The 26,075-nt window shown below is 48.2% G+C and carries 24 protein-coding genes and 2 pseudogenes; 9 read left to right on the forward strand and 17 right to left on the reverse strand.

Translation table 11 applies throughout. From position 1 onward, the window contains the following. Positions 1-245: 245 nt before the first annotated feature. Positions 246-485: pseudogene (locus tag T2812B_RS07765) on the forward strand (hypothetical protein); the annotation flags it as partial. On the opposite strand, the gene T2812B_RS07770 reads toward T2812B_RS07765, so the two are convergent. Further along, on the reverse strand, positions 476-1,333 hold the full coding sequence (locus T2812B_RS07770) for an aldo/keto reductase (RefSeq protein ID WP_008195317.1): 858 nt from the start codon (positions 1,331-1,333) through the stop codon (positions 476-478). The pseudogene T2812B_RS07765 and the gene T2812B_RS07770 overlap by 10 nt on opposite strands. A 112-nt stretch (positions 1,334-1,445) precedes the next feature. Between T2812B_RS07770 and T2812B_RS07775 the strand changes: the two genes are divergently transcribed. Then, positions 1,446-2,114 carry a viroplasmin family protein gene (locus T2812B_RS07775; protein ID WP_008195318.1) on the forward strand — a complete coding sequence of 223 codons (669 nt, stop codon included), beginning with the start codon at positions 1,446-1,448 and terminating at the stop codon, positions 2,112-2,114. Further along, positions 2,111-2,266, forward strand: a complete 156-nt coding sequence (locus tag T2812B_RS07780) for a hypothetical protein (protein ID WP_008195324.1) — start codon at positions 2,111-2,113, stop codon at positions 2,264-2,266. The genes T2812B_RS07775 and T2812B_RS07780 overlap by 4 nt, the downstream gene beginning before the upstream one ends. 7 nt (positions 2,267-2,273) lie before the next feature. Here T2812B_RS07780 and T2812B_RS07785 read toward each other — a convergent pair whose 3' ends face one another. Then, positions 2,274-3,005 carry an MBL fold metallo-hydrolase gene (locus tag T2812B_RS07785; protein WP_008195326.1) on the reverse strand — a complete coding sequence of 244 codons (732 nt, stop codon included), beginning with the start codon at positions 3,003-3,005 and terminating at the stop codon, positions 2,274-2,276. Next, positions 3,002-5,086 (reverse strand): RND family transporter, encoded by a 2,085-nt coding sequence (locus tag T2812B_RS07790; protein WP_008195327.1) that lies wholly within the window; start codon positions 5,084-5,086, stop codon positions 3,002-3,004. The genes T2812B_RS07785 and T2812B_RS07790 overlap by 4 nt, the downstream gene beginning before the upstream one ends. A 51-nt stretch (positions 5,087-5,137) precedes the next feature. Here T2812B_RS07790 and T2812B_RS07795 point away from each other — a divergent pair, with 51 nt between their 5' ends. Continuing rightward, on the forward strand, positions 5,138-5,761 hold the full coding sequence (locus T2812B_RS07795; RefSeq protein ID WP_008195328.1) for a class I SAM-dependent methyltransferase: 624 nt from the start codon (positions 5,138-5,140) through the stop codon (positions 5,759-5,761). Here T2812B_RS07795 and T2812B_RS07800 read toward each other — a convergent pair whose 3' ends face one another. Beyond that, complete coding sequence (locus T2812B_RS07800; RefSeq protein ID WP_008195329.1) at positions 5,762-6,109, reverse strand: cupin domain-containing protein; 348 nt, start codon at positions 6,107-6,109, stop codon at positions 5,762-5,764. A 175-nt stretch (positions 6,110-6,284) separates the two neighbouring features. Here T2812B_RS07800 and metE point away from each other — a divergent pair, with 175 nt between their 5' ends. After that, positions 6,285-8,489, forward strand: a complete 2,205-nt coding sequence (gene metE / locus T2812B_RS07805; RefSeq protein ID WP_008195331.1) for a 5-methyltetrahydropteroyltriglutamate--homocysteine S-methyltransferase — start codon at positions 6,285-6,287, stop codon at positions 8,487-8,489. Between the two features lie 152 nt (positions 8,490-8,641). Here the strand turns inward: metE and bglT are convergent, their stop codons facing one another. Both bglT and T2812B_RS07815 read right to left on the reverse strand, forming a co-directional pair. Beyond that, positions 8,642-9,889 (reverse strand): 6-phospho-beta-glucosidase BglT, encoded by a 1,248-nt coding sequence (gene bglT, locus T2812B_RS07810; protein ID WP_008195333.1) that lies wholly within the window; start codon positions 9,887-9,889, stop codon positions 8,642-8,644. After that, complete coding sequence (locus tag T2812B_RS07815) at positions 9,886-10,845, reverse strand: N-acetylglucosamine kinase (protein ID WP_008195339.1); 960 nt, start codon at positions 10,843-10,845, stop codon at positions 9,886-9,888. The genes bglT and T2812B_RS07815 overlap by 4 nt, the downstream gene beginning before the upstream one ends. A gap of 46 nt (positions 10,846-10,891) precedes the next feature. Between T2812B_RS07815 and T2812B_RS07820 the strand changes: the two genes are divergently transcribed. From T2812B_RS07820 to T2812B_RS07830, 3 genes are read left to right on the forward strand one after another with little or no spacing between them, the layout of a single operon-like run. Beyond that, positions 10,892-11,269: a hypothetical protein gene (locus tag T2812B_RS07820; RefSeq protein ID WP_008195341.1), complete on the forward strand. Its 378-nt coding sequence runs from the start codon at positions 10,892-10,894 to the stop codon at positions 11,267-11,269. Between the two features lie 3 nt (positions 11,270-11,272). Further along, entirely contained in the window at positions 11,273-13,546 is a 2,274-nt protein-coding gene (mutS2, locus tag T2812B_RS07825) for an endonuclease MutS2 (RefSeq protein WP_008195343.1), read from the forward strand. Beyond that, positions 13,543-15,537 carry a cell division protein FtsA gene (locus T2812B_RS07830; RefSeq protein ID WP_008195345.1) on the forward strand — a complete coding sequence of 665 codons (1,995 nt, stop codon included), beginning with the start codon at positions 13,543-13,545 and terminating at the stop codon, positions 15,535-15,537. The genes mutS2 and T2812B_RS07830 overlap by 4 nt, the downstream gene beginning before the upstream one ends. A 15-nt stretch (positions 15,538-15,552) precedes the next feature. Here the strand turns inward: T2812B_RS07830 and T2812B_RS07835 are convergent, their stop codons facing one another. From T2812B_RS07835 to gatA, 5 genes are all read right to left on the reverse strand, one after another. After that, positions 15,553-16,656, reverse strand: a complete 1,104-nt coding sequence (locus tag T2812B_RS07835; protein ID WP_008195346.1) for an ABC transporter ATP-binding protein — start codon at positions 16,654-16,656, stop codon at positions 15,553-15,555. Between the two features lie 2 nt (positions 16,657-16,658). Continuing rightward, positions 16,659-16,922 carry a type II toxin-antitoxin system Phd/YefM family antitoxin gene (locus T2812B_RS07840; RefSeq protein WP_004079961.1) on the reverse strand — a complete coding sequence of 88 codons (264 nt, stop codon included), beginning with the start codon at positions 16,920-16,922 and terminating at the stop codon, positions 16,659-16,661. Positions 16,923-17,042: 120 nt separating this feature from the next. Beyond that, positions 17,043-17,780, reverse strand: a complete 738-nt coding sequence (locus T2812B_RS07845; RefSeq protein WP_008195348.1) for a hypothetical protein — start codon at positions 17,778-17,780, stop codon at positions 17,043-17,045. Positions 17,781-17,784: 4 nt separating this feature from the next. After that, positions 17,785-19,233, reverse strand: coding sequence for an Asp-tRNA(Asn)/Glu-tRNA(Gln) amidotransferase subunit GatB (gene gatB, locus T2812B_RS07850; protein WP_008195350.1), 1,449 nt, complete (start codon positions 19,231-19,233; stop codon positions 17,785-17,787). Continuing rightward, entirely contained in the window at positions 19,230-20,648 is a 1,419-nt protein-coding gene (gatA, locus tag T2812B_RS07855; protein WP_008195352.1) for an Asp-tRNA(Asn)/Glu-tRNA(Gln) amidotransferase subunit GatA, read from the reverse strand. Before gatA ends, gatB begins: the two co-directional genes overlap by 4 nt. A 216-nt stretch (positions 20,649-20,864) precedes the next feature. On the opposite strand from gatA, the gene T2812B_RS07860 reads away from it, so the two are divergent. Then, positions 20,865-21,371, forward strand: coding sequence for a type II secretion system protein (locus T2812B_RS07860; protein WP_008195353.1), 507 nt, complete (start codon positions 20,865-20,867; stop codon positions 21,369-21,371). Between the two features lie 40 nt (positions 21,372-21,411). On the opposite strand, the gene aar is transcribed toward T2812B_RS07860, so the two are convergent. The 6 genes and pseudogenes from aar to T2812B_RS07890 form a co-directional block, all read right to left on the reverse strand. Then, positions 21,412-22,551 (reverse strand): bifunctional L-alanine/L-glutamate racemase, encoded by a 1,140-nt coding sequence (aar, locus tag T2812B_RS07865; RefSeq protein WP_008195356.1) that lies wholly within the window; start codon positions 22,549-22,551, stop codon positions 21,412-21,414. Between the two features lie 50 nt (positions 22,552-22,601). Continuing rightward, positions 22,602-23,648, reverse strand: a complete 1,047-nt coding sequence (hydE, locus tag T2812B_RS07870; protein WP_008195358.1) for a [FeFe] hydrogenase H-cluster radical SAM maturase HydE — start codon at positions 23,646-23,648, stop codon at positions 22,602-22,604. 6 nt (positions 23,649-23,654) lie between these two features. Continuing rightward, positions 23,655-23,900 (reverse strand): hypothetical protein, encoded by a 246-nt coding sequence (locus T2812B_RS07875; RefSeq protein WP_004079977.1) that lies wholly within the window; start codon positions 23,898-23,900, stop codon positions 23,655-23,657. Next, entirely contained in the window at positions 23,887-25,302 is a 1,416-nt protein-coding gene (gene hydG, locus T2812B_RS07880; protein WP_008195360.1) for a [FeFe] hydrogenase H-cluster radical SAM maturase HydG, read from the reverse strand. The genes T2812B_RS07875 and hydG overlap by 14 nt, the downstream gene beginning before the upstream one ends. A gap of 5 nt (positions 25,303-25,307) precedes the next feature. Next, entirely contained in the window at positions 25,308-25,556 is a 249-nt protein-coding gene (locus tag T2812B_RS07885; protein WP_008195362.1) for a TM1266 family iron-only hydrogenase system putative regulator, read from the reverse strand. Positions 25,557-25,696: 140 nt separating this feature from the next. Further along, a pseudogene (locus T2812B_RS07890) lies at positions 25,697-25,948 on the reverse strand (ATP-binding protein); the annotation flags it as partial. Positions 25,949-26,075: the final 127 nt, after the last annotated feature.

The following is a 26,075-nucleotide window of genomic DNA, read 5'->3' on the forward strand; positions in this document are numbered from 1 at the left end:
TCACTCCTAACGTTACACAGCAGTGTGATAAAATAGCGTAAAAATAATAGTTTTGGAGGGAAAGGATTGAAAAGTCATCGACTTTTGAAAGCACCATTTCAGCATGGATTTCTTTTCTCACGGCCACTTGTTACATACTGCTTCAAAACGTGCCATGACGCATCCTGGAAACATTACATAAGATTTCTGAAATACCGTCATGAAAAGCTTTATGAGGAGGCTCTCTCAGAAATAGATAGCGCAATTTGAAATACATCGAGATGAAAGAGTCCGACAGAAAACTCCTTGACAGATTTCTGAGGAATTATGGAAGGTACGATGGAGTGAGGTTTGGGATCAGGCTAAAGGGGCCGGATGTGGTGAGAGAGTTTGCAAGTAGGCACTCTCTCAAGGTCCAGCCCCTGTTCGTTGCCTTCTGGTGCGAAGAAGACGGCAGAGCAAGAAGAAGACTGGTGAGGATATTACACTGGATGACTCAAGAGTGATCGAGTGGGAAAACGGGTGTCAGTTCCTGCGCTTTTTCTTTCAGTATCTGCAGTTCTTCCTCGCTGATTTTCGTTCCCTGATTTTCAACGATTTGACACATCCACCAGAGAAATTCCTGGTGACTTGGACTCACAGCTGCGGTGACGGGCAGTGATAGTGTGAAGCGAAGTGCCATGGATGCTTCTTCGAAATCATCCACAGGATGATACCAGCATTTTTCCCAGCGTTTTTCTTCTCCTTCTTCCAGACGTCTTTTTGCCAGAGCCTTTATTGCCAGAATTCCCATGTTTTTCTCCCGGGCTTTGCTGTAAAGTCTTTTGCCAAATCCTTTTCCCAGCCAGCTTGCCCAGTTCAGTGGAAAAAGCACCGTATCGAAATCGAACCTTTCCAGCATCGAAAGTGCAGCTTCCTCACTGTGAGCAGAAAAACCGATGTACCTTATCAGTCCTTCTTCTTTTGCCTTCAAAAAGGCCTCTATAGCTCCATTCGGTGAAAAGATGGCCTCCACCTCATCGAGCGTGGTCACAGCATGGAACTGATAAAGGTCAAAGTGATCCGTCTGGAGTCTCTTCAGAGATTCGTTCAATTCTTTCCAGGCACCTTCTTTTGTTCTCTCCATCGTTTTACAGGCCAGAAACACCTGGTCTCTGTAAGGCTTCAGCGCTGAGCCAAGTTTTTCCTCGGCGTCTCCGTAGGAAGGAGCAACGTCGAAGTAGTTTATGCCCCTCTCGATCGCTCTGGCAACTATCTTTTTTGCAGATTCCACGGACTCGTTCATCACAACGATTCCGCCGAATCCGACCACAGAGAGCTTTTCACCTGTTTTCCCCAGAACTCTTTTTTCCACGGAAAATCCCCCCTTCAACGACTGGGTCTATTATACATCCAGGACCTTAATTTCTCCAAATTGTATCGATTTTAAATGGACATGGTATAAATGGGTTTGAGAGGTGATGAAGTTGGCAAAAAAATACTACGCTGTGAGGAAAGGAAGGGTACCAGGAATCTATGAGTCCTGGGAAGAGGCAGAAAAACAGGTAAAGGGCTTTCCGGGAGCAGAGTACAAAAGTTTTGAGAAGATAGAGGATGCAAAGGCATATCTTGAGGGAAAAGATGAATGCACCTGCCCGGAACTTGACGAAGAGACGATGATCGCCTATGTGGATGGGAGTTATGATGTGGTCTGTGGTTCTGGAGTGGTTCTGTGCTACAGGGGAAAGAAGGAAGAGTACTACTTCTGGACGGACATCGATGAGTTCAAAGACTCAAGGAACATAGCCGGAGAGATCATGGCTGCACTTTTTGCCATGGACTGTGCTTTGAAGAAAGGAGCAAAAAGACTCATTCTCAGGCACGATCTTGAAGGGCTTGAAAAGTGGGCAACGGAAGAGTACAGAACAAAAGAGCCGGTGACGCGTGTTTACAAGTACCTTTACGAGCAGTTTTGCAGGAGCGGTCTTGAAGTGGTCTTTGAGAAGGTGAAGAGTCACTCTGGAGACTTTTGCAACGATGAGGTTGACAGGCTGGCAAAAGAAGCAGCGAAAAAAAGATCAAACGTTGAGTGGACTTTGAAGGATTTTGAGAGTACAATGAAGATACTGGATCAAAAGAGGAGATGGGCAGAATGAAAAAGATGAGTATCACGGGTGGAACGGCCCTGATAGGGCTTGGAGTTGGTTTTATTCTTTTCAAACATTCCGTGTTCTATTTCATTGCGTCTCTTTTCATAGGAATCGGTGTGGGTTTACTGATCGAGTATCTCACGAAAAGAGAAAAATAGAAATCGTTCAGACTTTCTCTGGATTGTACACCAGAACTGCCGTGCCGCATGTTGCATAGAGACCCTTGAAGTTTCCATAGGGATACGGCTCGCCCTTCAGTGACCCATCGATAACACCTTCCACAGCCTTTATGAGGTCTTCCAGATAATCTGGTCCAAAAGGTTTCAACTGTGTGCCACTCAGATGCCCATGGTAGATCTTCTCGAAACCGTCGATCTCTCTGAGTTTTTTCAGGCTTTTAAGGTACTCTCTCAGTGGAAGACATCCCGGAAGATGCATCCAGGTGTGTCCTGCCCCCACCGAATCCCCGCTGAAAAGCAGCCTGTTTTCTCTGTCCAGAAGAGCGATCGACCCTGGTGTGTGTCCCGGGACTTCGATCACCTCGAGCGTTCTTCCACCAAGATCGAAACTGTCTCCCTCTCTCACGTCCAGAAAGTTTTTGTAATCCACCTGTATTTTGAACAGTTCTATGATCTGAAGGTCCCTGTGGTTGAGATACACCTTTTCGAACTGGTTTGCCTGCATGATGTGATCCCAGTGGGCGTGGGTGAGAACAACTTCGATGGGTTTTTCCGTGATGGATCTTATGAAACCTTTCAGGTCACCTTCTCCCATACCGGTGTCTATGAGGAGGGCTTTCTCTTCTCCCACTACCAGGTACATACTGTCTCCCCTGTAGTCGGCGATGTGCCATACACCGGGCTCGAGCAAGGTGCAGGTGTACTCGTTTTTCCTCATCTTTTCACCTCCAGAAGTTTTGGCAAAACCACAAGACTCATGAAAGAGCTCACGGTCATCGTGACCCACATGATTGCGACAAGATAAGTGTGGAACGTGAAGGGTGACAGAATCAGAGCGGAAAGCCCCACAGAAAGACCAAAGGCGTTTGCCAGAATTGGTGTGGATGCGATCTTTACCGTCTTTTCCAGATCCCTGTAATATCTGAACAGCTCCGTCACATGTATGGCGTAATCTATTCCAACCCCGATCACTATTCCGGCCATGTTTGCCGTGATCAGGTTCAGAGGAATCCCAGAAAGCCCCATGAAACCAAAAAGAGACACAAGCGAGATCAGAACAGGAACGATCGCCTTTGCTGGAATGACAAAACTTCTCTGAAACAGAACAAGAAGGAGAAAGACCATGCTGACAGCAAGCACCACCGAAAGTACCTGCTGATGAACGATCGAGTCGTTCATCTCTTTTATGATGTAGGGAAGCCCCGTCACCTGAAAGCCGCTTTCTTTCACTATGTGTTCCACTTCCTCGAGAGTGTTTCTGTCGAGGTTATCCAGAAAGATGAAAGCCCTTCCTGTGCTTTCGGATAGAAAGTTGTTCGTGTACTCCTCTGGAAGAAGTCTTTTGAGTATCAGCGCCCTTGCAAGGATTTTCGGGTAACCTTCTTCTTTGAAGAGATGTTCGTTCATCTTCACAAGGATATCGTAGACGGAAAAGGCATCGTATCCTTTGCTCTTCAGTTTTTCTTCCATCGAAAGGACCTTCCGGGCAAAGTCTGGAGAGAGCAGATTCTCTGACTCGAAAACGGCATAAACGGGCAGAGCCCTTCCGAAGATCTCTTCTATCTTCTCCACGTTCTTTCTGACCCTTGTGTAGCCTTTGTAGAGTTTCAGAATGTTGAGGTCTGCCTTCAGAAGGAATGTGCCTGGAAGGAAGGCGAAAAGAACCACCAGTGTGATGATCCACGCTCGCTTTGAAAGTCTTTGAAAAAGCCGGGCCAGGCTGCTTTCCTTCTTTTTGATCTCAACATCTTCCATTCCTGACAGTATTACGGGAAGTACGATCCACGTTGAAATTCCCGCAAGACCGATTCCAGCGGCGGCGAGGAGTCCCATCTGTTTCATGGACTGAGAGTTCAAAGTGAGAAAAGAGAGAAATCCTGCCATCGTGGTGAGTGTGGTGAGGATCATCGCCCTTCCAACACTCTCGAGAGTATCTTTGATGGCGTTGAACGTATTCTCTCCCTCTTTCTTTCGTTCCAGAAAGTGCGAGACGAAGTGAAGCCCATCGGCACTTCCCATGACGATGGTGAATATGGGAACCAGAACCGTGATGATGGAAAGGTTCTGTCCCATCCATCCCATCACGTAGCCAAGCGTCCAGAGGGCGGCGAATCCCGCCGGTATCAAAGATAAAATAGCGTACCTGAACCTTCCAAGTTGTACTCTGAAGACGTTCAGAAGAAGAACAACGGCGAGTGGAGGAAGCGTGAATATCATGAACAGAAGATAGCGAAATATCTGGTCTTCCAGATACTGTGTTCCAGAGAGGTAATGTTCATATCCTGAAAGAGCACTTTCGATTTCATCGGGATTTACACTGTTTCTGGGAAGTATCATGAAGAGGGAGTAGTATCCATCTTCCATTTTCCTCACGTTGAGGAAGTCTTTCATGTTTTCAACATAGTTTAGAAAGTCTCTGTACTGCTCTTCGGACATGTTTTTTGTCTCCACTAGCCTGAAGCCAGCGGGAAACTTCTCCGGAATGGGTGGTATGACTGTCTTTACACCTTCAACGGAGGAGAGTTTTTCCTTTATTTCAAAGATCTCATCTATTCCTTCTCTGCTCAGGGGATCGACGCTCGTCTTCACCATCACCACAAGCTGTTCTCCTGTTTTGAAGACACCGTTCATCTTCTCGTATATCTCTTTCTGACGGGATTTCTGAGGCATCAGAATGGAAAACTCAGTTGTGAAGTGAAGCCTGAAAAGCCCAAAGAGTGCTAAAATGTTCAGTACCAGCACCACCGCGAAGATCTTCTTTCTGTTTTTGAAAACAAAAGAGGTGTACTCTTCGAACAAAGGTGTCACCTCCCGTGGACTTTATTTTATCAGGAAGGACGGTGAAAAAGCATGTGGGATGTCTTTGAACACTTCGTGAACGAGTACGAGGAGTGGTTCTTAAAGCATAAATTCGCCTATCTTTCTGAACTCAAAGCGGTGAAGGCCCTTCTTCCAGAGGGAAGGGGAGTGGAGATAGGAGTTGGTACAGGAAGGTTCGCTGTTCCTTTGAAGATAAAGATCGGGGTGGAACCTTCAAAACGCATGGGAAAGATAGCAAGAAGAAGGGGAATACTGGTGATAGAAGGAACAGCGGAAAATCTGCCACTGAAGGATGAAAGCTTCGACTTTGCACTGATGGTCACCACGATTTGCTTTGTGGATGATCCACTGAGGGCTTTGCAGGAAGCAAAAAGAGTGATCAGAAAAGGAGGACACATTATCGTTGGTATTGTGGGCAGAGAAAGTTTTCTGGGAAGAGAGTACGAAGAAAAGAAGGAAAAGAGCCTCTTCTACAAACGTGCAAGATTCTTCTCGACCGAAGAGATAGTGCACCTAATGAAAATGGTGGGTTTTGGGGACTTCAAAGTGGTTCAGACACTCTTCAACCATCCCTCAAAACTCACCGATGTTGAGCCTGTCTTAAAAGGATACGGCGAAGGGGCTTTTGTGGTGATCGCGGGGCGAAAAAGTTAATCAGAGCAAAACGATTATCGCCAGAAACTCAAGGTCTGTGTTTCCTGTATTCTCTATCGAATGAGACTCTCCAGAATCCGTGAAGCACACGTCTCCTGCTTTTATGGGAACGTCCTTTCCGTTGTCGTGGAAGACGCCTTCTCCCAAGAGGATGTAGTAGATTTCGAATTCCCCCTCGTGTTTGTGAAGCCCCACGGAAGATCCGGGAGGGAGTTTCATTCTGGCAAAGAGTCTTGCTTTGTTGTGCATAGCTTCTTTGGAGAGAAGATGTGCCATTTCCACTTCACCTTTCCCACCGCGCATGTTAGAAATCCTTTCAGGGGTGATTTCAGAAGATCTCACGACCATACCTGTTCCCTCCTTCATCGATTTTTCTGACTTTGAGTATATCACACATCACAATCTGAAAGAGCCAGTTTTTCCCTCAAAAAATGTTTATGCAAATTTTCCTTCTGTTAACCATGTTACACACAACATGTGGTATCATGTTTTCAAAACATACAACAAATGGAGGTGAAAAGGGTTGAAGGCTTACGCGTTCGGTTTTCCGAAGATAGGAGAAAAGAGGGAATTCAAAAAGGCTCTGGAGGATTTCTGGAAGGGAAAGATCACGGAAGAACAGTTCGAGGAAGAGATGAACAAACTCAGAATGTACATGGTGGAAAACTACAGAAAGAACGTCGATGTGATTCCTTCAAACGAACTTTCCTACTACGACTTTGTGCTCGACACAGCGGTGATGGTGGGGGCAGTTCCGGAGAGGTTCGGTGAGTACAGAGGACTTTCAACGTACTTCGATATGGCGCGCGGTGGAAAGGCTCTGGAAATGACCAAATTCTTCAATACCAACTATCACTACCTCGTTCCGGAAATAGAAACCGAAGAGTTCTATCTTCTCGAAAACAAACCTCTTGAGGATTATCTGTTCTTCAAATCGAAGGGAATAGAAACAGCACCGTGGGTGATAGGTCCTTTCACTTTCCTGTACCTTTCCAAAAGGAACGGCGAGTGGATCAGAAGACCAAATCAAATGGAAAAACTGCTGGAAAGCCTCGTTTCTGTTTACAAAGAAGTATTCGAAAAGCTCGTGGAAAATGGCTGTAAGGAGATTCTCGTGAACGAACCCGCTTTCGTCTGCGATCTTGAAAAGGCCCACTGGGATCTGATACTGAACGTGTACCGTGAGCTTTCAGAATTTCCACTGACTGTTTTCACCTATTACGACAGCGTTTCCGACTACGAAGCGTGCGTCTCCCTTCCGGTGAAGAGACTTCACTTCGATTTCGTTTCGAACGAAGAAAATCTGAAAAATCTCGAAAAACACGGGTTCCCGGAAGACAAAAAACTCGTGGCTGGTGTGATAAACGGCCGCCAGCCCTGGAAAGTGGATCTCAGAAAGGTGGCATCGCTGGTAGAAAAACTCGGTGCGAGTGCCATCTCAAATTCCTGCCCACTCTTTCATCTTCCAGTGACTCTGGAACTGGAAAACAATCTGCCAGGCGGATTGAAGGAAAAACTTGCCTTTGCAAAAGAAAAGCTCGAAGAGCTAAAAATGTTGAAAGATTTCCTGGAAGGCAAAACATTTGACCTTCCTAACGTGTCTTTTGAAGATTTCGCGGTGGACCTCCAAGCTGTTGAGAGGGTAAGAAATCTTCCAGAAGATTCGTTCAGAAGGGAGAAAGAATACACCGAGCGCGACAGAATCCAAAGAGAAAGACTGAACCTTCCACTCTTTCCAACAACGACCATTGGCTCTTTCCCGCAGACTCCTGAAGTGAGAAAGATGAGATCGAAGTACAAAAAAGGAGAGATCTCAAGAGAAGAATACGAATCCTTCATAAAGGAACAGATAAAAAAAGCGATAGAACTTCAGGAAGAAATAGGACTCGACGTTCTTGTGCACGGTGAGTTTGAAAGAACCGACATGGTTGAGTTCTTCGCTGAGAAGTTGAACGGCATCGCCACTACTCAGAACGGCTGGGTTCTTTCCTACGGTTCGAGGTGTTATCGCCCACCAATCATATACGGCACCGTCACACGGCCAGAACCCATGACACTCGAAGAAATCACTTACGCTCAGTCTCTTACAGAAAAGCCCGTCAAAGGGATGCTCACAGGTCCCATCACCATCATGAGCTGGAGCTATTACAGGGAGGACATACCGGAGAAAGAAATAGCTTACCAGATAGCCCTGGCGATAAACGAGGAAGTAAAAGACCTGGAGAAAGCAGGAATAAAGGTCATTCAGATCGATGAACCCGCTTTCAGAGAAAAGGCCCCTGTTAAAAAGAGTAAGTGGCCAGAGTACTTTGAATGGGCGATAAACGCCTTCAACCTGGCGGCCAACGCGAGACCGGAAACACAGATCCACGCCCACATGTGCTACTCGGATTTCAACGAAATAATTGAGTACATCCACCAGCTGGAGTTCGACGTGATCAGCATTGAGGCTTCGAGGAGCAAAGGTGAGATCATTTCTGCCTTTGAAAATTTCAAGGGATGGATCAAGCAGATCGGTGTTGGTGTTTGGGACATCCACTCTCCTGCTGTTCCCTCCATCAACGAAATGAGGGAAATAGTCGAAAGAGTTCTCAGGGTACTGCCTAAGGAGCTGATCTGGATTAATCCCGACTGCGGTCTCAAGACGAGAAACTGGGACGAAGTAATTCCATCGCTCAGAAACATGGTAGCGCTTGCAAAGGAGATGAGGGAAAAATTTGAAAGTTGAGGGGGACTTGTCTTTTCGCGGGAAAGTGGTATAATGATTTCAGAAGAAGAAACGGAATAGAAAAAGTGCTTGACAAACAGGAACAGTTTGTGGTATAATGCAAAATGGTCGACCAAAAACAAGAGGGGGAAAATTCCCCCTCTTTTGTATTTTCACTCCAGTTTCACGTATTCTCTGTTCGCCTCCAGTATCTCTTCGAGAAGGTCTTTTGCGTCCTCCACGTCCGGCCCGAGAGGATGGGAAAGCAAAGCCTTCAGGGCGAGTTTTTTCGATCTCTTCAGATACGCTTCTATTGTGAGTCGTTCGTACATTTTCACCGCGTGAATGAAAGAAAGAGCAAAGTGATCTCCTTTTCCCTGCGAGAGCGTGTGGACCCTACCGGATCTCACATAACACGGAATCTCGAGAACGTAATCATCCGGGAGGTTTTCGATCGAGCCGTTGTTCCTCGTGTTCACTATGTGTATCTTCCCTTCATCGGTTTCGAGGTCTCTTATCAGGTGAGCCGCCGCAGTGGAATACATACTGCCGCCGCGCTTTGTGAGTTCTTCCGGTATCTCGGTAGCGGTTCTGTACTTCTCGAAGAGTTCTTTCTCTATCTTCATCACTTCCCTTGCTCTGAGCTCGTGCGAGGAGATCTTTTTGAACATCTTCTTCTCCATCAGGTAGTACCTCAGGTAAGGATTCACAATGAGTCTCACCGAGTCGTAAAACCACGCCGGGAAATCTTCGTCTGGTATGTTGGAGAGCTTCAGCTTCAGGTTCTCGAAAACCTTTTCCGTCACGTCTTCACCTTTTACGAAGACCTTCTCTATGAAGCTCAGATGGTTGAGGCCGTAGTACTTCAGGAACACGTCTTCGAGCCTTGCTGAGAACATCTCTGCGATCTCCCGGATGAAGTTTATGGGAACGTTGCAGAGACCTATGAATTTTTCGTATTCGAGGTAGTTTCTCACGAACTCCGTAATGTGGCCGGATGGGTTGGTGAAGTTTACGATGGTCGCGTTCGATGTTTTTCTCACGGTATCAACGTACTCTTCTACTATGGGAAACGCCCTCAAAGCCGCTGAAAATCCCCCAACCCCCGTTGTCTCTTGACCTATGAGACCGTACTTCAGCGGAATGCCTTCGTCGTTTTCTCTACCTTTGAGTCCGCCGGGTCTGAACTGAAAGATCACGTACTTCGCGTCCACGACAGCACCCTCGAAGGTGTCGCTTATGAGCACCTTGAACCTGTCTTTGACGAGTCTCTTCACGAAATCAACGACGATTTTCTGCTTTTCTTCGTCGATGTCGTAGAAGATCACCTCGTCGATGCGAACATCCTCGGAAATGTCGAGAAGTCCCTTCACCAGCTCCGGGGTGTAGCTGCTTCCCCCACCTATCACCGCAATTCTCATTTCTTCACCTCCCTGAGGTAGTTCCTCACCAGTCTGTTGTAAAGGTCCTCTGTTACTCTCAGTCCCACCCGTTCCATTGCAAACAACACGGCACCGATCACAGGGTCGTGCTCCGGTATGACGATTTCGTACTCTCTACCAATTGCGCTCTCTATCATGTTTATCAGAAGTGAAGGAGCGTTCTTGAAGAAGCTTCCCTCCAGGATCAGTTTGATGGGAGGTGTGAAGTTCAGTGCCTTTCTATGCGCGTCGATGATTTTTTTCACTTCAACCACGATCTCATCGAAAATTCTGAGAGAAACCGCATCACCTTTTTCGGCGCATCTGAACAGTGCCTGATTCACTTTCTTGACCAGCTCCGCTGTGTATCCTCCTTCGTAGTCGTATCTCAGAAGGTTCTCCACCGGGCCGATCTCTTTTTCCACCTCATCAACGAGCGTTGTCCAGTCGTCTCTGCCGTCCTTCGCCCTCATCACAGCGGAGGTCACAAGAGAAGCGATGTAGTGTGAACCGAGTCTCTCACCCAGTGAAAAAGAAAGTCCTCCTATTCTGTTCACCCTTCTGCCGTCCGATGCGTAGGAGATGCTACCTGTTCCACAGCTCACCATGATGCCGATGTCGTCGAAAACCCCCGATCTCAGGGCGATCCTTCCGTCGTTGTCGAAGTCGAATTTTTCAAGGCCAAGCTTTTCCAAAATTTCTCTCACAATCTTCATCTCGTAGTCGAAGTCTGCTCCCGCGTATCCAAAGAAGGCAAAATCGATCTCTTTTCTGGTCTTTCCTGCCCTGTCCAAAATGCCTTCGATCACATCTTTGAGATTCTTAACAGCATTTTCTTTTCCAACGACCTGATAGTTCGCTCCTTTTCCTTTGTAAATAGCCAGGACGTTTCCCTGTTCATCGCTGAGAACGGCCAGTGTTTTCGTTCCCCCCACATCCACTCCGAGAAAGAGCAATCTCTTCACCTCCCCATCATAGTATAATCGTTTCGGGGTGGAAAACATGAAAAAAATCATTCTCGCTCTGCTTGTGATCGTCTCCGTTCAGATGATGGGAGACATCTTCGTGAGTTTTTCCTACGATTTTTCGGAAGGAGAAACCGTGTCGTCTGTGGGCATGGACACTGGAGAGTTCACAGCGGGAGTGGAACTCTGGGATTTTTCCTCCATATGTTTCTTCGTCGGTGCTGTGAGGAATCTGGATCTGGGGGATTTCATGTTTACCCTTGAGACAAGGGTGGGCTTTTCTTCAAAACCCTATCTTGCCGTCGTCAATTTTTTCTGGAAAAAGCACGAAGGAGTGAAATGGGGCTTTGGTTATTCAATAACGCTGAAGGACTCGAGCATCAGATTTCCGCTGTTTGTGAGACTGGGGTGGTGAAGAGTGGATTATCTCGAATCACTCGATTTTCCAAAAGTTGTGGAGATAGTAAAGAAATACGCGCTCTCTGACCTGGGAAGAAAACATCTGGACACTCTCAAACCGACGGTGAATCCGTGGGACGAGCTCGAACTCGTGGAGGAGCTTCTGAACTATTTTAACAGGTGGGGAGAGCCTCCCATAAAGGGATTGAACGATATCTCTCAGGAAGTGGAGAAGGTGAAGTCCGGCTCCCCTCTGGAACCGTGGGAACTTCTTCGTGTCTCCGTGTTTCTCGAAGGCTGTGACATCCTGAAGAAAGAATTTGAAAAGCGTGAATACAGCAGACTCAAAGAGACCTTCTCCAGGCTCAGCTCCTTCAGAGAGTTCGTAGAAGAGGTGAACAGGTGCATAGAACAGGATGGAGAGATCTCGGACCGTGCGAGTCCCAGATTGAGGGAGATCAGAACGGAAAAGAAGCGTCTTTCCAGCGAGATAAAGAGAAAGGCCGATGATTTCGTCAGGACGCACTCTCAGATCCTTCAGGAACAGATGTACGTTTACAGGGATGGAAGGTATCTCTTCCCCGTGAAGGCTTCCATGAAGAACGCGGTGAAGGGGATCGTTCACCATCTTTCCTCTTCCGGAGCCACCGTCTTTCTGGAGCCCGACGAGTTCGTCGAACTGAACAACAGAGTGCGTCTTTTAGAAGAGGAGGAAAGGCTGGAGATCAGCAGGATCCTGAGACAGCTGACGAACATACTCCTTTCCAGGCTCAAAGACCTTGAGAGAAACGTAGAACTCATAGCGCGTTTCGACTCCCTCTACGCGAGGGTGAAGTTCGCAAGAGAGTTCAACGGAACCGTCGTGAAACCTTCTTCGCGGATAAGGCTTGTCAACGCAAGACATCCGTTGATACCAAAGGAGAGAGTGGTTCCAATAAATCTTGAGCTTCCACCCAACAAAAGAGGTTTCATCATAACGGGTCCAAACATGGGCGGAAAGACCGTGACTGTGAAAACTGTTGGTCTTTTTACTGCCCTCATGATGAGCGGCTTCCCTCTCCCCTGTGATGAAGGAACGGAGCTGAAGGTCTTTCCAAAGATCATGGCGGACATCGGTGAGGAGCAGAGCATAGAACAGAGCCTCAGCACCTTCTCGTCACACATGAAGAAGATCGTGGAGATCGTGAAGAACGCCGACAGCGATTCACTGGTCATCCTCGACGAGCTGGGCTCGGGGACGGATCCGGTGGAAGGAGCCGCCCTCGCCATCGCGATAATAGAGGATCTTCTGGAAAAAGGAGCGACGATCTTCGTAACCACACACCTCACACCCGTGAAGGTCTTTGCCATGAACCATCCTCTGCTTTTGAACGCCTCCATGGAGTTCGATCCGGAAACCCTCTCACCAACTTACAGGGTCCTGGTTGGTGTTCCAGGGGGCTCTCACGCTTTCCAGATAGCAGAAAAGTTGGGACTCGACAAACGTATAGTCGAAAACGCCAGGTCGAGACTCTCTCAGGAGGAGATGGAACTCGAGGGACTCATAAGGTCTCTCCACGAGAAGATCTCGCTTCTCGAAGAGGAGAAGAGAAAACTCCAGAAAGAACGCGAAGAGTACATGAAACTGAGAGAGAAATACGAAGAAGACTACAAAAAGCTGAGGAGAATGAAAATAGAAGAGTTCGACAGAGAGCTGAGGGAGCTCAACGATTACATCAGAAAGGTCAAGAAAGAACTCGATCAAGCAATACACGTGGCAAAAACTGGCAGCGTTGACGAGATGAGAGAAGCGGTGAAGACGATAGAGAAGGAGAAGAAAGATCTGGAGCGAAAGAGAATCGAAGAAGCACCCGAAGAAGAAATAAAACCCGGAGATCACGTGAGAATGGAAGGTGGAACCTCTGTGGGAAAGGTCGTCGAGGTGAAAGGTGACACAGCCCTTGTTGACTTTGGCTTTCTCAGATTGAAGGTGCCCGTGTCGAAACTGAGAAAGACGAAAAAAGAAGAGAAGAAAGAAACTTCAACGTTCTCTTACAAACCTTCGACCTTCAGAACGGAGATAGACATAAGGGGTATGACGGTTGAAGAAGCGGAGCCGGTTGTGAAGAAGTTCATCGATGACCTGGTGATGAACGGCATCAGCAAGGGATACATAATACACGGAAAGGGCACTGGAAAGCTCGCATCTGGAGTGTGGGAGATACTGAGAAAGGACAAAAGAGTGGTTTCTTTCAGATTCGGAACACCTTCTGAGGGGGGAACGGGTGTCACGGTGGTGGAGGTGAAAGTGTGATCTTCGCTCTCGATGTGGGTACCAGAAAGATAGCGGGTTTGATCGTCGTCGAGGAGAAAGGTACGATCAGAATCGTGGATTCTGAACTGATAGAACACAAAACACGCACGATGTTCGACGGTCAGGTTCACGATGTGCTCGGAGTGGCGGAAACGGTGAAAGAGGTGAAAGAAAGACTCGAGTCGAGGAACGAAATCGAACTGAAAGAGGTGGCTGTAGCCCTCGCGGGAAGGTTCCTGAAAACTCAAGTAGGTGAGGCGGAGCTGGATTTTTCCAAGACTGGACACATCACCCGCGAAGACGTTATGAAGCTTGAAATAGAAGCGGTGACTAAAGCGCAGGAAAGTGTAGAAGAGGACTTCTTCTGTGTGGGATACTCCGTCGTCGAGTACAGACTCGACGGAATGTGGATGAAAAAGCTTGAGGGACACAGAGGCGGGAAGGCTTATGTTAAGGTGGTCTCTGCTTTCCTTCCCGTTCACGTTGTGGATTCCCTGATGAGGGTTCTGGAGACTGTGGGACTCACTCCGGTTCACGTGACGCTGGAGCCGATAGCGGCGATGGATCTAACCGTCCCGGAGGATCTCAGGTATCTGAACATAGCTCTCGTCGATGTGGGCGCGGGAACGAGCGACATAGCTATCTCGAAGGAAGGAACGGTGGTGGCCTACGGAATGATCCCCATGGCGGGTGACGAGATAACGGAAGCCATAGGAAAGAAATTTCTGCTTGACTTTCAGACAGCGGAACACGTGAAGAGAACCGTTTTTTCAGAAGAAAGAGTGAAGGTGAAGAATATACTGGACAGAGAAATCGAGTTGAACGCCCGGGAGGTCTCCGAAGCGATAAAACCCATTGTGGATCAGATCACAACGGAGATCTCAACGGTCGTGACAGAGCTGAACGGTGGAGCCCCCTCTGTTGTGATGGTGGTCGGCGGCGGCGCGAAGGTACCGGGTTTTGTGGAAAGTCTTGCCAGGAAGATGGATCTTCCTCTTGACAGGGTATCTCTGAAGAGTGTAGAAAGCACCGGTCTTGTTGAGGATCTCACCGGAAAGGTCAAAGGAAGCGAGTACATCACTCCTGTGGGAATCGCTTACAGTGCCATGAGAAACAGGGGATCCGTTTTCTCTCAGGTCTTCGTGAACGGGGTTCCTGTGAAGCTCATGGGAGGAGTGGGCAGGTACTCGGTCATGCAGGTTCTCATACAGGCGGGATACAGGTTCTCCTCGCTCGTAGGTGGAGAAATGATTTCCTTTGAACTAAACGGAAAAACCCTCTTGAGGCCAAAGAGAAGAACCTCCGTGAAGATTTTCGTGAACGGCGAAGAGGCGAATCTCTCCTCCAGAGTGAAGCATGGTGACAGGATAGATATTCAAACCGAAGAGGAAAAAACTCCACTGAGAATAAAGGACCTTGTGAAACCTGTGAAAGTGAAACTTCCCGATGGAGGTGTGGAGGAGGTCTTCCCGGAGATCGTGAAGAACGGAACGCCAGTACCACCCGATGCTGACGTAGAAGAAGGAGATGTGGTGAGCTTTCCGGAAAAGATAAAGATCTCCGAGATAAAGTCAAAGATCTCCTACGGAAAGACAAGAATCGTGGTGAACGGCGAAGAGAAATGGATCTCCCTCGTGAACTTTGATCTCCTCAAAGGAGGAGTTCCTTTGAAAGACGATGAAGAAGTGCCGCTCGGAGAAGAGATCGACCTCGTTGAAAAGGGAAGGAAAAAACTGGAGGAAGCACTTGAAGTTCCCCACATCACTGTCTCGTTCAACGGCGAATTGAAGAAAATCCCTTTGAAAATCCTCCACAGGATAGACGAAGAAAGAGTGGAACTGAAAGACTTCAAACCCATGGTGATAGACCTTCTCAAGGATTTGAAGCTGGACGGACTCAGGGACTACGAACTTCTCAAAAACGGAAGGAGAGCCATGTTCACTGAACTGCTCGAGGATGGGGACGTGATCGAGTTCAGAATAAAAAAGTGAGGGGGCCGGCCCCCCTCAGATAATAGCCTTCTCCGTTTCTTTATCGAAGGCGTGCATTCTCGTCATGTCGAGTACCAGATCGATTTTCTGTTCTTCTTTTGCCTGAGTCCTCGGGTTGACGGATGCCACAATCAAGTCGTCTCCGACTTTCACGTGGAGAATAGTTTCACTTCCGAGAGGTTCGACAACATCCACAACACCTGTGATCGTGTTCTCTGGAGTTGGTGCCAGTGCGAAGAGCTTGTCGTAGATATCTTCAGGTCTGATACCGAAGATGATCTCCTTGTCGATGTAATTTGCGAGTTTGTCTTCAAATTCCTTAGGCACCTTCACTTTGAAGCCAGATGCCTGGATCCAGAGGCCACCTTCTCCTCTCACGACTCTCGCGTTGACGAAATTCATTGGAGGGCTACCGATGAATCCGGCGACGAAGACGTTCGCTGGAGAGTTGTATATTTCGTGTGGAGTTCCTATCTGCTGGATTTCTCCGTCCTTCATGACAACGATCTTGTCAGCCATCGTCATCGCTTCCACCTGGTCGTGTGTCACGTAGATGATCGTTGCCTGGAGTCTGTGGTGGAGTTTCTTGAGCTCGCTTCTCATCTGCACCCTGAGTTTCGCGTCGAGGTTGGAGAGTGGTTCGTCGAAGAGGAAGACCTTCGGATTTCTCACGATAGCTCTTCCAACGGCGACCCTCTGCCTCTGACCACCTGAGAGCTGTCTCGGTTTTCTGTCGAGCAGGTTTTCTATTCCGAGGATTTTCGCAGCTTCACGTACTCTTCTGTCGATTTCGTCCTTTGGATATTTTCTCAGTTTCAAACCGAAGGCCATGTTTTCGTAGACGGTCATGTGTGGATACAGAGCGTAGTTCTGGAACACCATGGCGATGTCTCTGTCTTTTGGTTCAACATCGTTCACGACCTTGCCGTCGATGTAGATCTTTCCTTCTGTAACCTCTTCAAGTCCTGCGATCATCCTCAGAGTGGTCGTCTTTCCACAGCCGGATGGTCCAAGGAGAACCACGAACTCCTTGTCTTCGACGACGAGATTCGCGTTTTTCACAGCGACGACTTTGTTTTCGTAGACCTTGGTGACGTTTTCAAGGACAACCTGAGCCATTCTCACACCTCCTGTGAATCGTTGAATTCAAAATACCTTTTGAGCTCGAGATACTTCTCCACGTTCCCGATGTCCAGCAGATAAGTATCGAGGATCTCATCCATGAATTCCATGAGCTTTTTGTATTTCTCGTAGTCAATGACAGCAACCGCGGGCACACCGTTCTTTGTCACGACCACGTCTTTCGTTTTCGCTTCTTCGACAACCTGGGAGAACCGCGCTTTCGCGTCCGCAAGACTGTAAAAAGAAACCCTGCTCAGATCCATTTCATCACTCCCTGACCAGAATTATAGTCAAGTTTACAAAAAATTACAAACCCTGTTTCGAACGAAAAAACGGGGATATCGAGAAATATCCCCGTTTATCAAAGAATATCGTGCGATTTCTTAAAATTTCACACTGAAGTAGAACTCGTTCGTGTTCAGAACAAAGGTGAGATCGGTATTTTCCTTCTTTGCACGTGCCATGAATCCAAAAGAGACCTCATCTACGGCGGCTGAAACAAGAAGCTTGACATCCACGCCGTTTATGGGTGTGAAGTTGAACCCCGCTCCTCCGGCGAGTTTCCAGTTGAGCAGTCCGGCACCCAAAAAGAGAACGTTATCCGGATCTGAGATGCCAAAAAGAACCGTGTTGTTCAAAGCTCTGTACGCGAAAGAGGTTCCTCCCATGGAGAATTGACCGCTGTGGAACATGACGGTGTCCTTAGACATGTAGGCGAAATTGTCGAGGGATAGCCTGTACCCACCGATCTTCACGATGTAGTCCTGTTTCAGGATAGCGTACCCGCCCGATCTTCCGATGAAGAACTCGTAGTAGAGGCTTCCGGGAAACGGAATCACATCTCTCTGATCGACGCAGAAGAAAACGTTCCAGCCGTTCCCAAAGGAAAGACCCGTCTTCAAAGTGACTTCTGAGGTTTTCACCTTGAGAAAACCCAGTTTCTGGTAGTTCGTCGCACTTTTCGAGAGGCTCACTCCCACACCCCATCCATCGTTGAAGACTTCAAAAAAAAGTGTGTCACCGAATTTGACGTGATATCCATCGGACGTCCAGGTGAAAGAGGCGGGAAGAACGACTCCCCCCACCACAAAAATAAAAAGAAGAGGAAGAAACTTTTTCAAAATATCACTCCCCCTCGAGGAGTTTTTGAATGATCCTGTTCGTGAGTTCCGGGTTCGCTTTTCCTTTTGTCTCTCTCATCACGTATCCCACGAAGAACCCTGCCGCTTTCTTTTTGCCTGATTTGTAATCCTGAACAGCCTTTGGATTCTGTTCCATCGCCTTTTTCACCAGTTCCTCGATGAGTTTTTCGTCGTTGATCTGAGTCAGACCCTTTTCCTCCACGATCTGGGAGGGCATCTTTCCTGTTTCGAAGACTTCCGGGAATATCTCCTTTGCGATCTTTATGGAGATTTTTCCTTCGTCCATCAATTTGAAGAGATCAGCGAAGTGCTGAGGGGTCAGTTTTGACTCTGTGATTTCGATGTTTCTTTCGTTGAGTTCTCTCAGAACTTCCGTCATGATCCAGTTGCTGAGATCCTTCGGTCTGTTCACCACCTTCACACACTCTTCGAAGAACTCGGCGAGTTCTTTACTTGAGGTGAGCACCTTCGCGTCGTACTCCGGAAGGCCGTACTCTCTCATGAATCGCTCTGCCTTCTCGTCTGGAAGCTCTGGGAGTTCCTTTTTCACCTCTTCGAGATACTCGTCGGAGAGAACAACGGGCGGTATGTCTGGCTCCGGAAAGTACCTGTAATCGCTCTCTTCTTCCTTTCCCCTCATAGAGACAGTGGTCTTCGTGGCCATGTCCCAGCCTCTCGTCTCTCTTTCCACGTCTTCTCCTCTCTCCATCGCCTTCACGATTCGCTCGAACTCGTACTCCAAAGCCCTCTCAACGAACCTGAAAGAGTTCATGTTCTTCACTTCCACCCTGTTGCTCTGTCTTCCCGTTTCTGTGTCAACAACGGAGATGTTCGCGTCGCATCTGAGAGCTCCCTTTTCCATGTCTCCCGTGCTCACGCCGAGGTACCTCACGATGGATCTCAGCTTCTCCATGAAAACGCGAGCTTCTCTCGGAGAAGAAATATCGGGCTCTGTGACGATCTCGATGAGAGGAACACCGCATCTGTTCATATCGACCAGAGAGTAGCTCGCACGGGTGATGGAGTCCCCTTCGTGGACGAGTTTCCCAGCGTCTTCCTCGAGGTGGAGCCTTCTGATTCTGACTTTTTTCCTTCCTTCGTCTCCGTCTATCTCCAGGAAACCCTCGGTTGCGATCGGGTAGAAGTACTGACTGATCTGGTATCCCTTGGGAAGGTCAGGATAGAAGTAGTTCTTTCTGTCGAATCTGGAATACTTGTGAATCTTGCAGTTCAACGCAAGGGCGGTCTTCACAGCGAATCTGATCATCTCTTCGTTGGGAACGGGAAGGGCCCCCGGCTGGCCGGTGCAGACGGGACAGATCGCCGTGTTCGGAGGAAGCTCGAAGACATCCGCCGGGCAGGAGCAGAACGCTTTGGTCTTCGTTGAAAGCTGAACGTGTATCTCAAGACCTATGACGGGTCTGTATCTCATGCTTTCACCTCCGGGAGCGGGAACATGCCGTTTTCGTTGTATGGGGAGTTCTTCTCTATGGCCCTCGCTATTCTGAAGACTTTCCCGTCCGCGAACCTTCTGCCTATCACCTGAACACCAACGGGGAGATTGTTTGAGAACCCGAACGGCACACTGATCGCGGGAAGTCCCGCGAGGTTTGCGGGTATCGTGAAGATGTCCATGAGGTAGTAGGTGAGAGGATCTTTTATCTCTCCGATCTTGAAGGCCGTCACCGGGGAGGTGGGAGTGAGGATCGCGTCGTACTGCGAGAGCACCTCGTTGAGCTCATCGGAGATCTTTCTCCTCACTTTCATGGCCTTGTTGAAATAGGCTTCGTAGTAGGCAGCGCTGAGGGTGAAGGTTCCGATCATGATCCTTCTTCTGACTTCTTCACCGAACCCGACGTTTCTGGTCTTCATGTACATCTCTCTGAGGCCTTTCTCTTTTACCCTGAGACCGTACTTGACACCGTCGAATCTGGCTAGGTTGGAACTCGCTTCAGCGGGAGCGATGACGTAATAGACGGCGACGGAATATTTCATGTGCGGGATGCTGACCTTTTCCACCTTCGCACCGAGTTTTTCGAGGAGTTTGAGGGACTCTTCGAATCTCTCTGCCACACCGTCTTCTATCTTGTGCTCGTAGATCTCCTGCGGAACGGCGAATTTCATACCCGCGACGCCGTTTTCGATCTCCGAAAGGAAATCCACTTTCCTGTCCATCGTTGTGGCGTCGTTCTCGTCTTTTCCGGAGATGATTTCCATGAGGATGGCGGCGTCTCTCACCGTCTTCGTGATGGGACCTATCTGGTCGAGAGAGCTTGCGAATGCCACAAGGCCGTATCTGGAGACGAGTCCGTAGGTGGGTTTGTACCCAACCACCCCGCAGAGCGACGCGGGCTGTCTCACAGAACCCCCCGTGTCGCTTCCGAGCGCCGCGACAACCATTCCCGAAGCGACAGCGGCGGCAGATCCTCCACTGCTTCCACCGGGAACCCGCTCAAGATCCCAGGGGTTTCTCGTTGGGAAGAACGCGGATCTTTCGGTGCTGGATCCCATCGCGAACTCGTCGAGGTTCGCTTTCCCAACGATAACAAAGCCCGCTTCTTTCAGTTTTTTCACAACGGTGGCATCAAAAACGGATTCGTAGTTCTCGAGGATTTTAGAAGCGCAGGTCGTTCTCATTCCGAGGGTCAGGATGTTGTCCTTGATGGCGATGGGAATTCCCCAGAACTTCCCATTCTTTTCCACGGAGACGTCTTCTTTGACGGAGATGAACGCCTTCACGTGTGGATCGAGTCTTTTGATGGTTTCCAGGGAAAGTTTTGAGAGTTTCTCCCTTTCTTCTTCAGGAAGTTTCAAAGAGTCTTCTATTGTGAGCTTTCTGAAGTCCAAACCGATCACCTCCTCTTGAGAATTATATCAGAGACATGTTAGAATCATTCCCAAGGACGATGAACTTTCTCCTGAATTGAAAAGTGAACATATTTCTATAGAATAAAAGAACCTTATTGAAAACCTTTTAACACTTGACATAAACCAGTAACAGGTTGTATAATTCATAAGTGTAAAATCTATATTTAACAAATTTTAACTAAGGAGGTGGATTTTATGAAGAGAAGAGCGGGTTTCACGTTGATTGAGCTTCTGATCGTCATGGCTATCATCGCAGCTCTGATGGGAGTGTTGGTTCCAACGGCAACGGGTGCGATGAGGAAGGCAAGGGCGACAAGAATAGCGGTGCAGTTGAGGAATCTAGAACAGGGAGCAGAACAGTGGCTTATGGCGACTTTGCCAGATGAAGATTCATTCAACAACAATGAATTAGATTTGGAAAATGCAGCTGACATCACTTCATATGTCGATTCTGAATTCTTAGACGATGATAACTTAACAACTTTCAAGGCTATTGCCAATACAACAGAGAATGAGATCACTATCGTCATCGAATATGACACAAATATTGCAAAGCTTGTTTACGATGCTTTGAAAGACACATACGGTTCAAGAGGCACATACACAAGAGGGCAGGCAAGTAATCTTGAAGATGGTGTTTACTACGATGAAACGAATGGTAGCGTTGCCATAGTAAAAACTATTCAGGCCTTCTGGTGGTAATCCCCACCCACACAAAACAAAAAGCCCCCGTCTGGGGGCTTTAAATTTTTTTGAGCGCCTGATCCAGGTCTTCCACGAGCTTTTCTGGATCTCCGAGACCCACATGGATTCTTATCAGGTTCACGTCTTTTTTCGGGCAGTCTCCATAAGCCACCCTTGGAACAACAAGGTTCTCGTGACTTCCCCAGCTCACAGCCATCCTGAAAACCCTCAGACTTTCGACGAACTCTTTGACTTTCTCTGCGCTGTCCGTTTTCAGCCTGAAGCTCATCAGTCCTGAGCCACCGCTCATCTGAGAGGAAGCGAGTTCGTACTGCGGTGATCTTGGATTCATCGGGTAGTTCACCTCGAGGACCTTCGGGTGATCCATGAGGAAGTCAGACACCACAAGAGCGTTTTCGTAGTGCTTTTTCATGCGAAGTTCCAGCGTTCTAAGACCCCTCAAGATGAGCCAGGCTTCTATGGGCGAGAGAACCGGTCCGATGTTTTTGTATTCATCCACGAAGATGTTCTTCATATCTTCGACGTCTCCTGCGATCACTCCCGCCATCACGTCTCCGTGTCCTGAGATGTACTTCGTCGCAGAGTGAACCACCACATCCACTCCCAGAAGCTTTGGCTTTTGAAAGATCGGCGACGCCCAGGTGTTGTCTATGACGGTTTTTATCTTGAGTTCTCCTGCCGCTTCTGTGACCTTTCTTATATCGATCACTTTCATTCTCATACTCGTGGGACTTTCGAGGTAGATGAGTTTTGTCTTCTTCGTGATGGCTTCGACTATTCTTTCCGCATCTGGTGGAACGTAGCTGACTTCTATATCGAACTTCCTTGAGAGGTAGTTGAAGAACTTTTTCGCCCAGGAGTAAGCCTCGTCCACACACACGACGTGGTCCCCCGAGCTGAGGAAATGAAGGATGGAAAGCGAAATGGCGCTCATTCCAGAGGCAACGAGGCGGGCATCTTCACACTCTTCCAGCGCTGCGAGTTTCTTCTCCACCAGTCTTGTTGTGGGATTACTTCCTCTTTTGTAAACGAATTCGTAGTCTCCGTTTCTGAGGGCTTTTGACATCTCGTCGAAACTGTCGAAGTAGAAATTCGTCGTTTCGAAGATGGGAAACGACAGCGCCTTCAAGGGAATGTCTTCTTCTCCGTAAGAAAACAGAATGTCGTCTATGTTCATGAGTAGGCCTCCTGTTGTGATTGTGTACCGCATCATATTTTACCTTATGTTCAGACTGTTTCAAAGACCCTTTTTCTGCCTCCCCAGTCCCTTCCTGGTTTCCTGCCGAGGAGCTCTATCATCTTCATCACGCAGGGAATACACGCAGTGTCCTTCTCGAAAACGCAGATCTTTCCAGGATAGAGCTGATAAAGCTGTCTGTAAGGAGATGGAGTCCAGTTCGGCATGATGACGTTTGCACCGCATCTGAGGGTGATCTCTCTTCCGCCCGGAACGATCGTTCCCATGGCGGTAGTCGCCGGGATGTTCGAGTCTGGAAGAAGGATCCTGGTGAGCGCCACCATCTTCAGCGTGAGGGTGAAGCCTCCTTTCTTCTCGTTTGCAAGAGGTGTGTCTGGATGCGGAATGAACGGTCCTATTCCCACCATGTCGAAATCGTGCTCCTTCAGAAACAGGAGATCGTCGACCAGATCGTCTATCGTCTGTCCAGGGAGTCCCACCATAGAACCCGCTCCCGTCTCATAGCCGAGTTCTTTCAGTGTGAGAAGACAATTCAGTCTGTTTTCGAACGATGTGTCGGGCCTGAGCTTTCTGTGAAGAACGGGATTCGCCGTCTCGTGCCTCAAAAGATACCTGTCCGCTCCCGCTTCTTTCCACTTTTCATAGTACTCTCTTGGCCACTCTCCAAGGCTCAGGGTGACGGCAACTCCCATCTTCTTTATTTCCTTCACGATGTCCGATATCACATCTGGCATGTAATAGGGATCTTCACCGGATTGAAGGACGATCGTTTTCGCGCCGAACTGAACGGCGAGTCTTGCCCGTTCGACGATCTCTTCCGGAGTCATTCGGTATCTTTTCAAATTCTTGTTGTCTCTTCTCAGACCGCAGTAGAGACAGTTCTTTCTGCACACGTTCGAGAACTCTATGATTGCCCTGATGTGCACCTCGTCGCCCACGTACTTTTTTCTGATTTCGTCCGCGAGTTTGAAGAGAGCCTCGTTGAACCCCCTGTCGTTTATGGAAAGTGCCTCTTTCAGAACTTCTCTTGTGAACTCTCTTCTTTCAAGTTTTTCCAGAATTTCTCTACCGGTCATGATTCATCACTCCAGTTCATCCAGAATTTTCTGCAAAAGAGGGATCACTTCGTCTCTTTTGTCTTCCGGGAAATCTTCTGCGAAGACTCCGAACCTTTCGTTTTCGACGAGAAGCTCGGCGGGAAGGAACTTTTCCCTTCCCGCTTTGAGATCTCTGTAAAAGGACCATCTCTTTCCTATCTTCTCTGAGATCCAGATCTTGCAGTTGTATTTTTCTGCGATCTCTTCGAGGATCCTTTTAAAATCTGACATCCCTCTCACCGCGCTTTATCTTTTCGAGTCCCTCTCTCACTTTCTCTCTGATCTTTGGATTCATCTTCTGGAGTTCTCTTTCGATGACCTCTTCTCCCACTTTTCTCGTCTCCTCGGTCGCGTAGTCGCAGAGGTACTCCTGTAGTGTGAACAGGGCGTTCGGTGTGCAGAAGTTCTTCACGAAACCGGGAATCGCAAACTCCATGAAGTGTTCTCCCGTTCTACCAGCCCTGTAGCACGCGGTGCAGAATGACGGTACAAAACCTTCTTTCAGAAGGCTTCTCATCACCTGATCAAGCGGCCTTGGGTCTTCGAGCGTGAACTGTCTCTTTCTGTCCTCGTCGTCTTCTCTGTGAGAGTACGCCCCGATTCCTATTCTGGAGCCAGCGTCTATCTGAGAGACACCGAGCTTTATCACTTCATCTCTGAGTTTCGCGGGTTCCCTCGCGGTGAGAATCATTCCCGTGTACGGAACAGAAAGCCTTATGATGGCGACGAGCTTCTTGAAGTCTTCATCGCTCACGACGTGTTCCGGTTTCTGCGAATATGGTGTGTTTATCGCGGGTTTTATTCTCGGGAAGGAGATGGTGTGCGGCCCCACACCGAATCTCTCTTCGAGGTGTATCGTGTGGTAGAGGAGCCCCATCACTTCGAACTTCCAGTCGTAGAGGCCAAAGAGCGCTCCTATTCCAACGTCGTCGATTCCCGCCATCATCGCTCTGTCCAGACCGTAGAGCCTCCAGTTGTAGTTCGATTTCGGGCCTCTTGGGTGAAGCTTCAGGTAAGTTTCTCTGTGGTAGGTTTCCTGAAAGATCTGGAAGGTTCCGATTCCCACGGACTTTATGATCTTGTAGCCTTCAATCGTTTGAGGTGCCGCGTTGACGTTCACGCGTCTGATCTCACCGTTTCCGTACTTCGTGTTGTAAACGATGTCGATCGTTCTTGCGATGAACTCCGGGGAGTATTTGGGGTGCTCTCCATAGACGACGATGAGTCTTTTGTGTCCCTGGGAGACGAGTGCTCTGACTTCTTCTTTCAATTGCTCTTCTGTGAGCGTTCTTCTTTCCACCACTTTGTTGGAAACTCTGAAACCGCAGTAAACACAGTCGTTGACACAATCGTTTCCTATGTAGAGCGGTGCAAAAAGAACGATTCTGTTTCCGTAGATTCTCTCCTTCAGAGCGCGGGCTGCTTCGAAGATCTCCTCCAGAAGCTCTGGATCTTCCACATTCAAAAGGGTGGCCGTTTCTTCCGGCTCGAGCCTGTTCTTGTCCAGCGATTTCTGGATGATCTCTCTCACCCTTGCAGGGTCGGGATTTTTTGTCTTTTCGAGAAGTTCAAATATCTTTTCTTCCGGTATGAAAGATCTGCTCTCTACACGCTCTTTCACAAACACGTACATACGCATCACCTCTTCAAAGGAACTGTTTTCACGCGAACACCGGAAATCTGGCCGAGCTTTCCGGAGAGGGCACCTATCGTATCGTTGTCTGTTTTCAGAACGAGGAATATGATCGCCATGTTCTCTTCTCTGACGGGATAGCCGACTCTGAGCAGGATGTCTTCGGAGAAATTGTGAAGGAGTTCGTTCACCTGTTGGTAGGCCTTTTCCCGGTCTTCCACCACGATGGTGAGGATGTAGAATCTCTTCTCCAAAACGAAAACCCCCTCTCCACATACCGGGAGAGGGGTATACTTCTATCCATCCCCTCCCCCGGTGTCAGGATTTTCCCCTCCACCTCAGGAGGTTTGTGATTTTTCTCACTTTCTGTTCATATTATACCACCTTCTGAGAGTCACCACAACATCCCCGGTATCCACATCGGGATCACATTTCTAAAGGGAAGATCGACATCGTCCCTTATCACGAAGTCACTCGATTTCTTTTTCTTGCTCTTTCCACCAACTTCTATCTTTAAAACGTAATCTCCTTCTTCTTCGTTTTTCACAGCGTATATTTTTCCGATTTCTTCCAATGCGAAGACAACGAAAACCTCCCTGAAATTTCCAATTTCTCCCTCGAAAGCGTAGTACATGGCAGGATCAGTTGACCTCCTCCCGATCCTCTGAAGGGGATGGGCTTTCTGGATTATATGTAAAGAAAACCGTGCTTTCTTGCCATCGACAGGAGAAAAGTGGTCTTACCCGCACCTCTTTGAAAGAAAACTGATCATT

The organism is Thermotoga sp. 2812B (assembly GCF_000789335.1).
GTDB lineage: Bacteria > Thermotogota > Thermotogae > Thermotogales > Thermotogaceae > Thermotoga > Thermotoga maritima.

Excerpts from the sequence above, each read along its gene's own strand:
- hydE (WP_008195358.1), bottom strand. The coding sequence starts at position 23,648 with ATGACCGGTAGAGAAATTCTGGAAAAACTTGAAAGAAGAGAGTTCACA.
- T2812B_RS07840 (WP_004079961.1), bottom strand. The coding sequence starts at position 16,922 with ATGGATCTGAGCAGGGTTTCTTTTTACAGTCTTGCGGACGCGAAAGCG.
- T2812B_RS07795 (WP_008195328.1), top strand. The coding sequence starts at position 5,138 with ATGTGGGATGTCTTTGAACACTTCGTGAACGAGTACGAGGAGTGGTTC.
- T2812B_RS07820 (WP_008195341.1), top strand. The coding sequence starts at position 10,892 with ATGAAAAAAATCATTCTCGCTCTGCTTGTGATCGTCTCCGTTCAGATG.
- T2812B_RS07875 (WP_004079977.1), bottom strand. The coding sequence starts at position 23,900 with ATGTCAGATTTTAAAAGGATCCTCGAAGAGATCGCAGAAAAATACAAC.
- T2812B_RS07780 (WP_008195324.1), top strand. The coding sequence starts at position 2,111 with ATGAAAAAGATGAGTATCACGGGTGGAACGGCCCTGATAGGGCTTGGA.
- aar (WP_008195356.1), bottom strand. The coding sequence starts at position 22,551 with ATGAACATAGACGACATTCTGTTTTCTTACGGAGAAGAAGACATTCCC.
- bglT (WP_008195333.1), bottom strand. The coding sequence starts at position 9,889 with ATGAGAATTGCGGTGATAGGTGGGGGAAGCAGCTACACCCCGGAGCTG.
- T2812B_RS07800 (WP_008195329.1), bottom strand. The coding sequence starts at position 6,109 with ATGGTCGTGAGATCTTCTGAAATCACCCCTGAAAGGATTTCTAACATG.
- T2812B_RS07860 (WP_008195353.1), top strand. The coding sequence starts at position 20,865 with ATGAAGAGAAGAGCGGGTTTCACGTTGATTGAGCTTCTGATCGTCATG.
- T2812B_RS07835 (WP_008195346.1), bottom strand. The coding sequence starts at position 16,656 with ATGGCTCAGGTTGTCCTTGAAAACGTCACCAAGGTCTACGAAAACAAA.
- T2812B_RS07785 (WP_008195326.1), bottom strand. The coding sequence starts at position 3,005 with ATGAGGAAAAACGAGTACACCTGCACCTTGCTCGAGCCCGGTGTATGG.
- hydG (WP_008195360.1), bottom strand. The coding sequence starts at position 25,302 with ATGTACGTGTTTGTGAAAGAGCGTGTAGAGAGCAGATCTTTCATACCG.
- gatB (WP_008195350.1), bottom strand. The coding sequence starts at position 19,233 with ATGAGATACAGACCCGTCATAGGTCTTGAGATACACGTTCAGCTTTCA.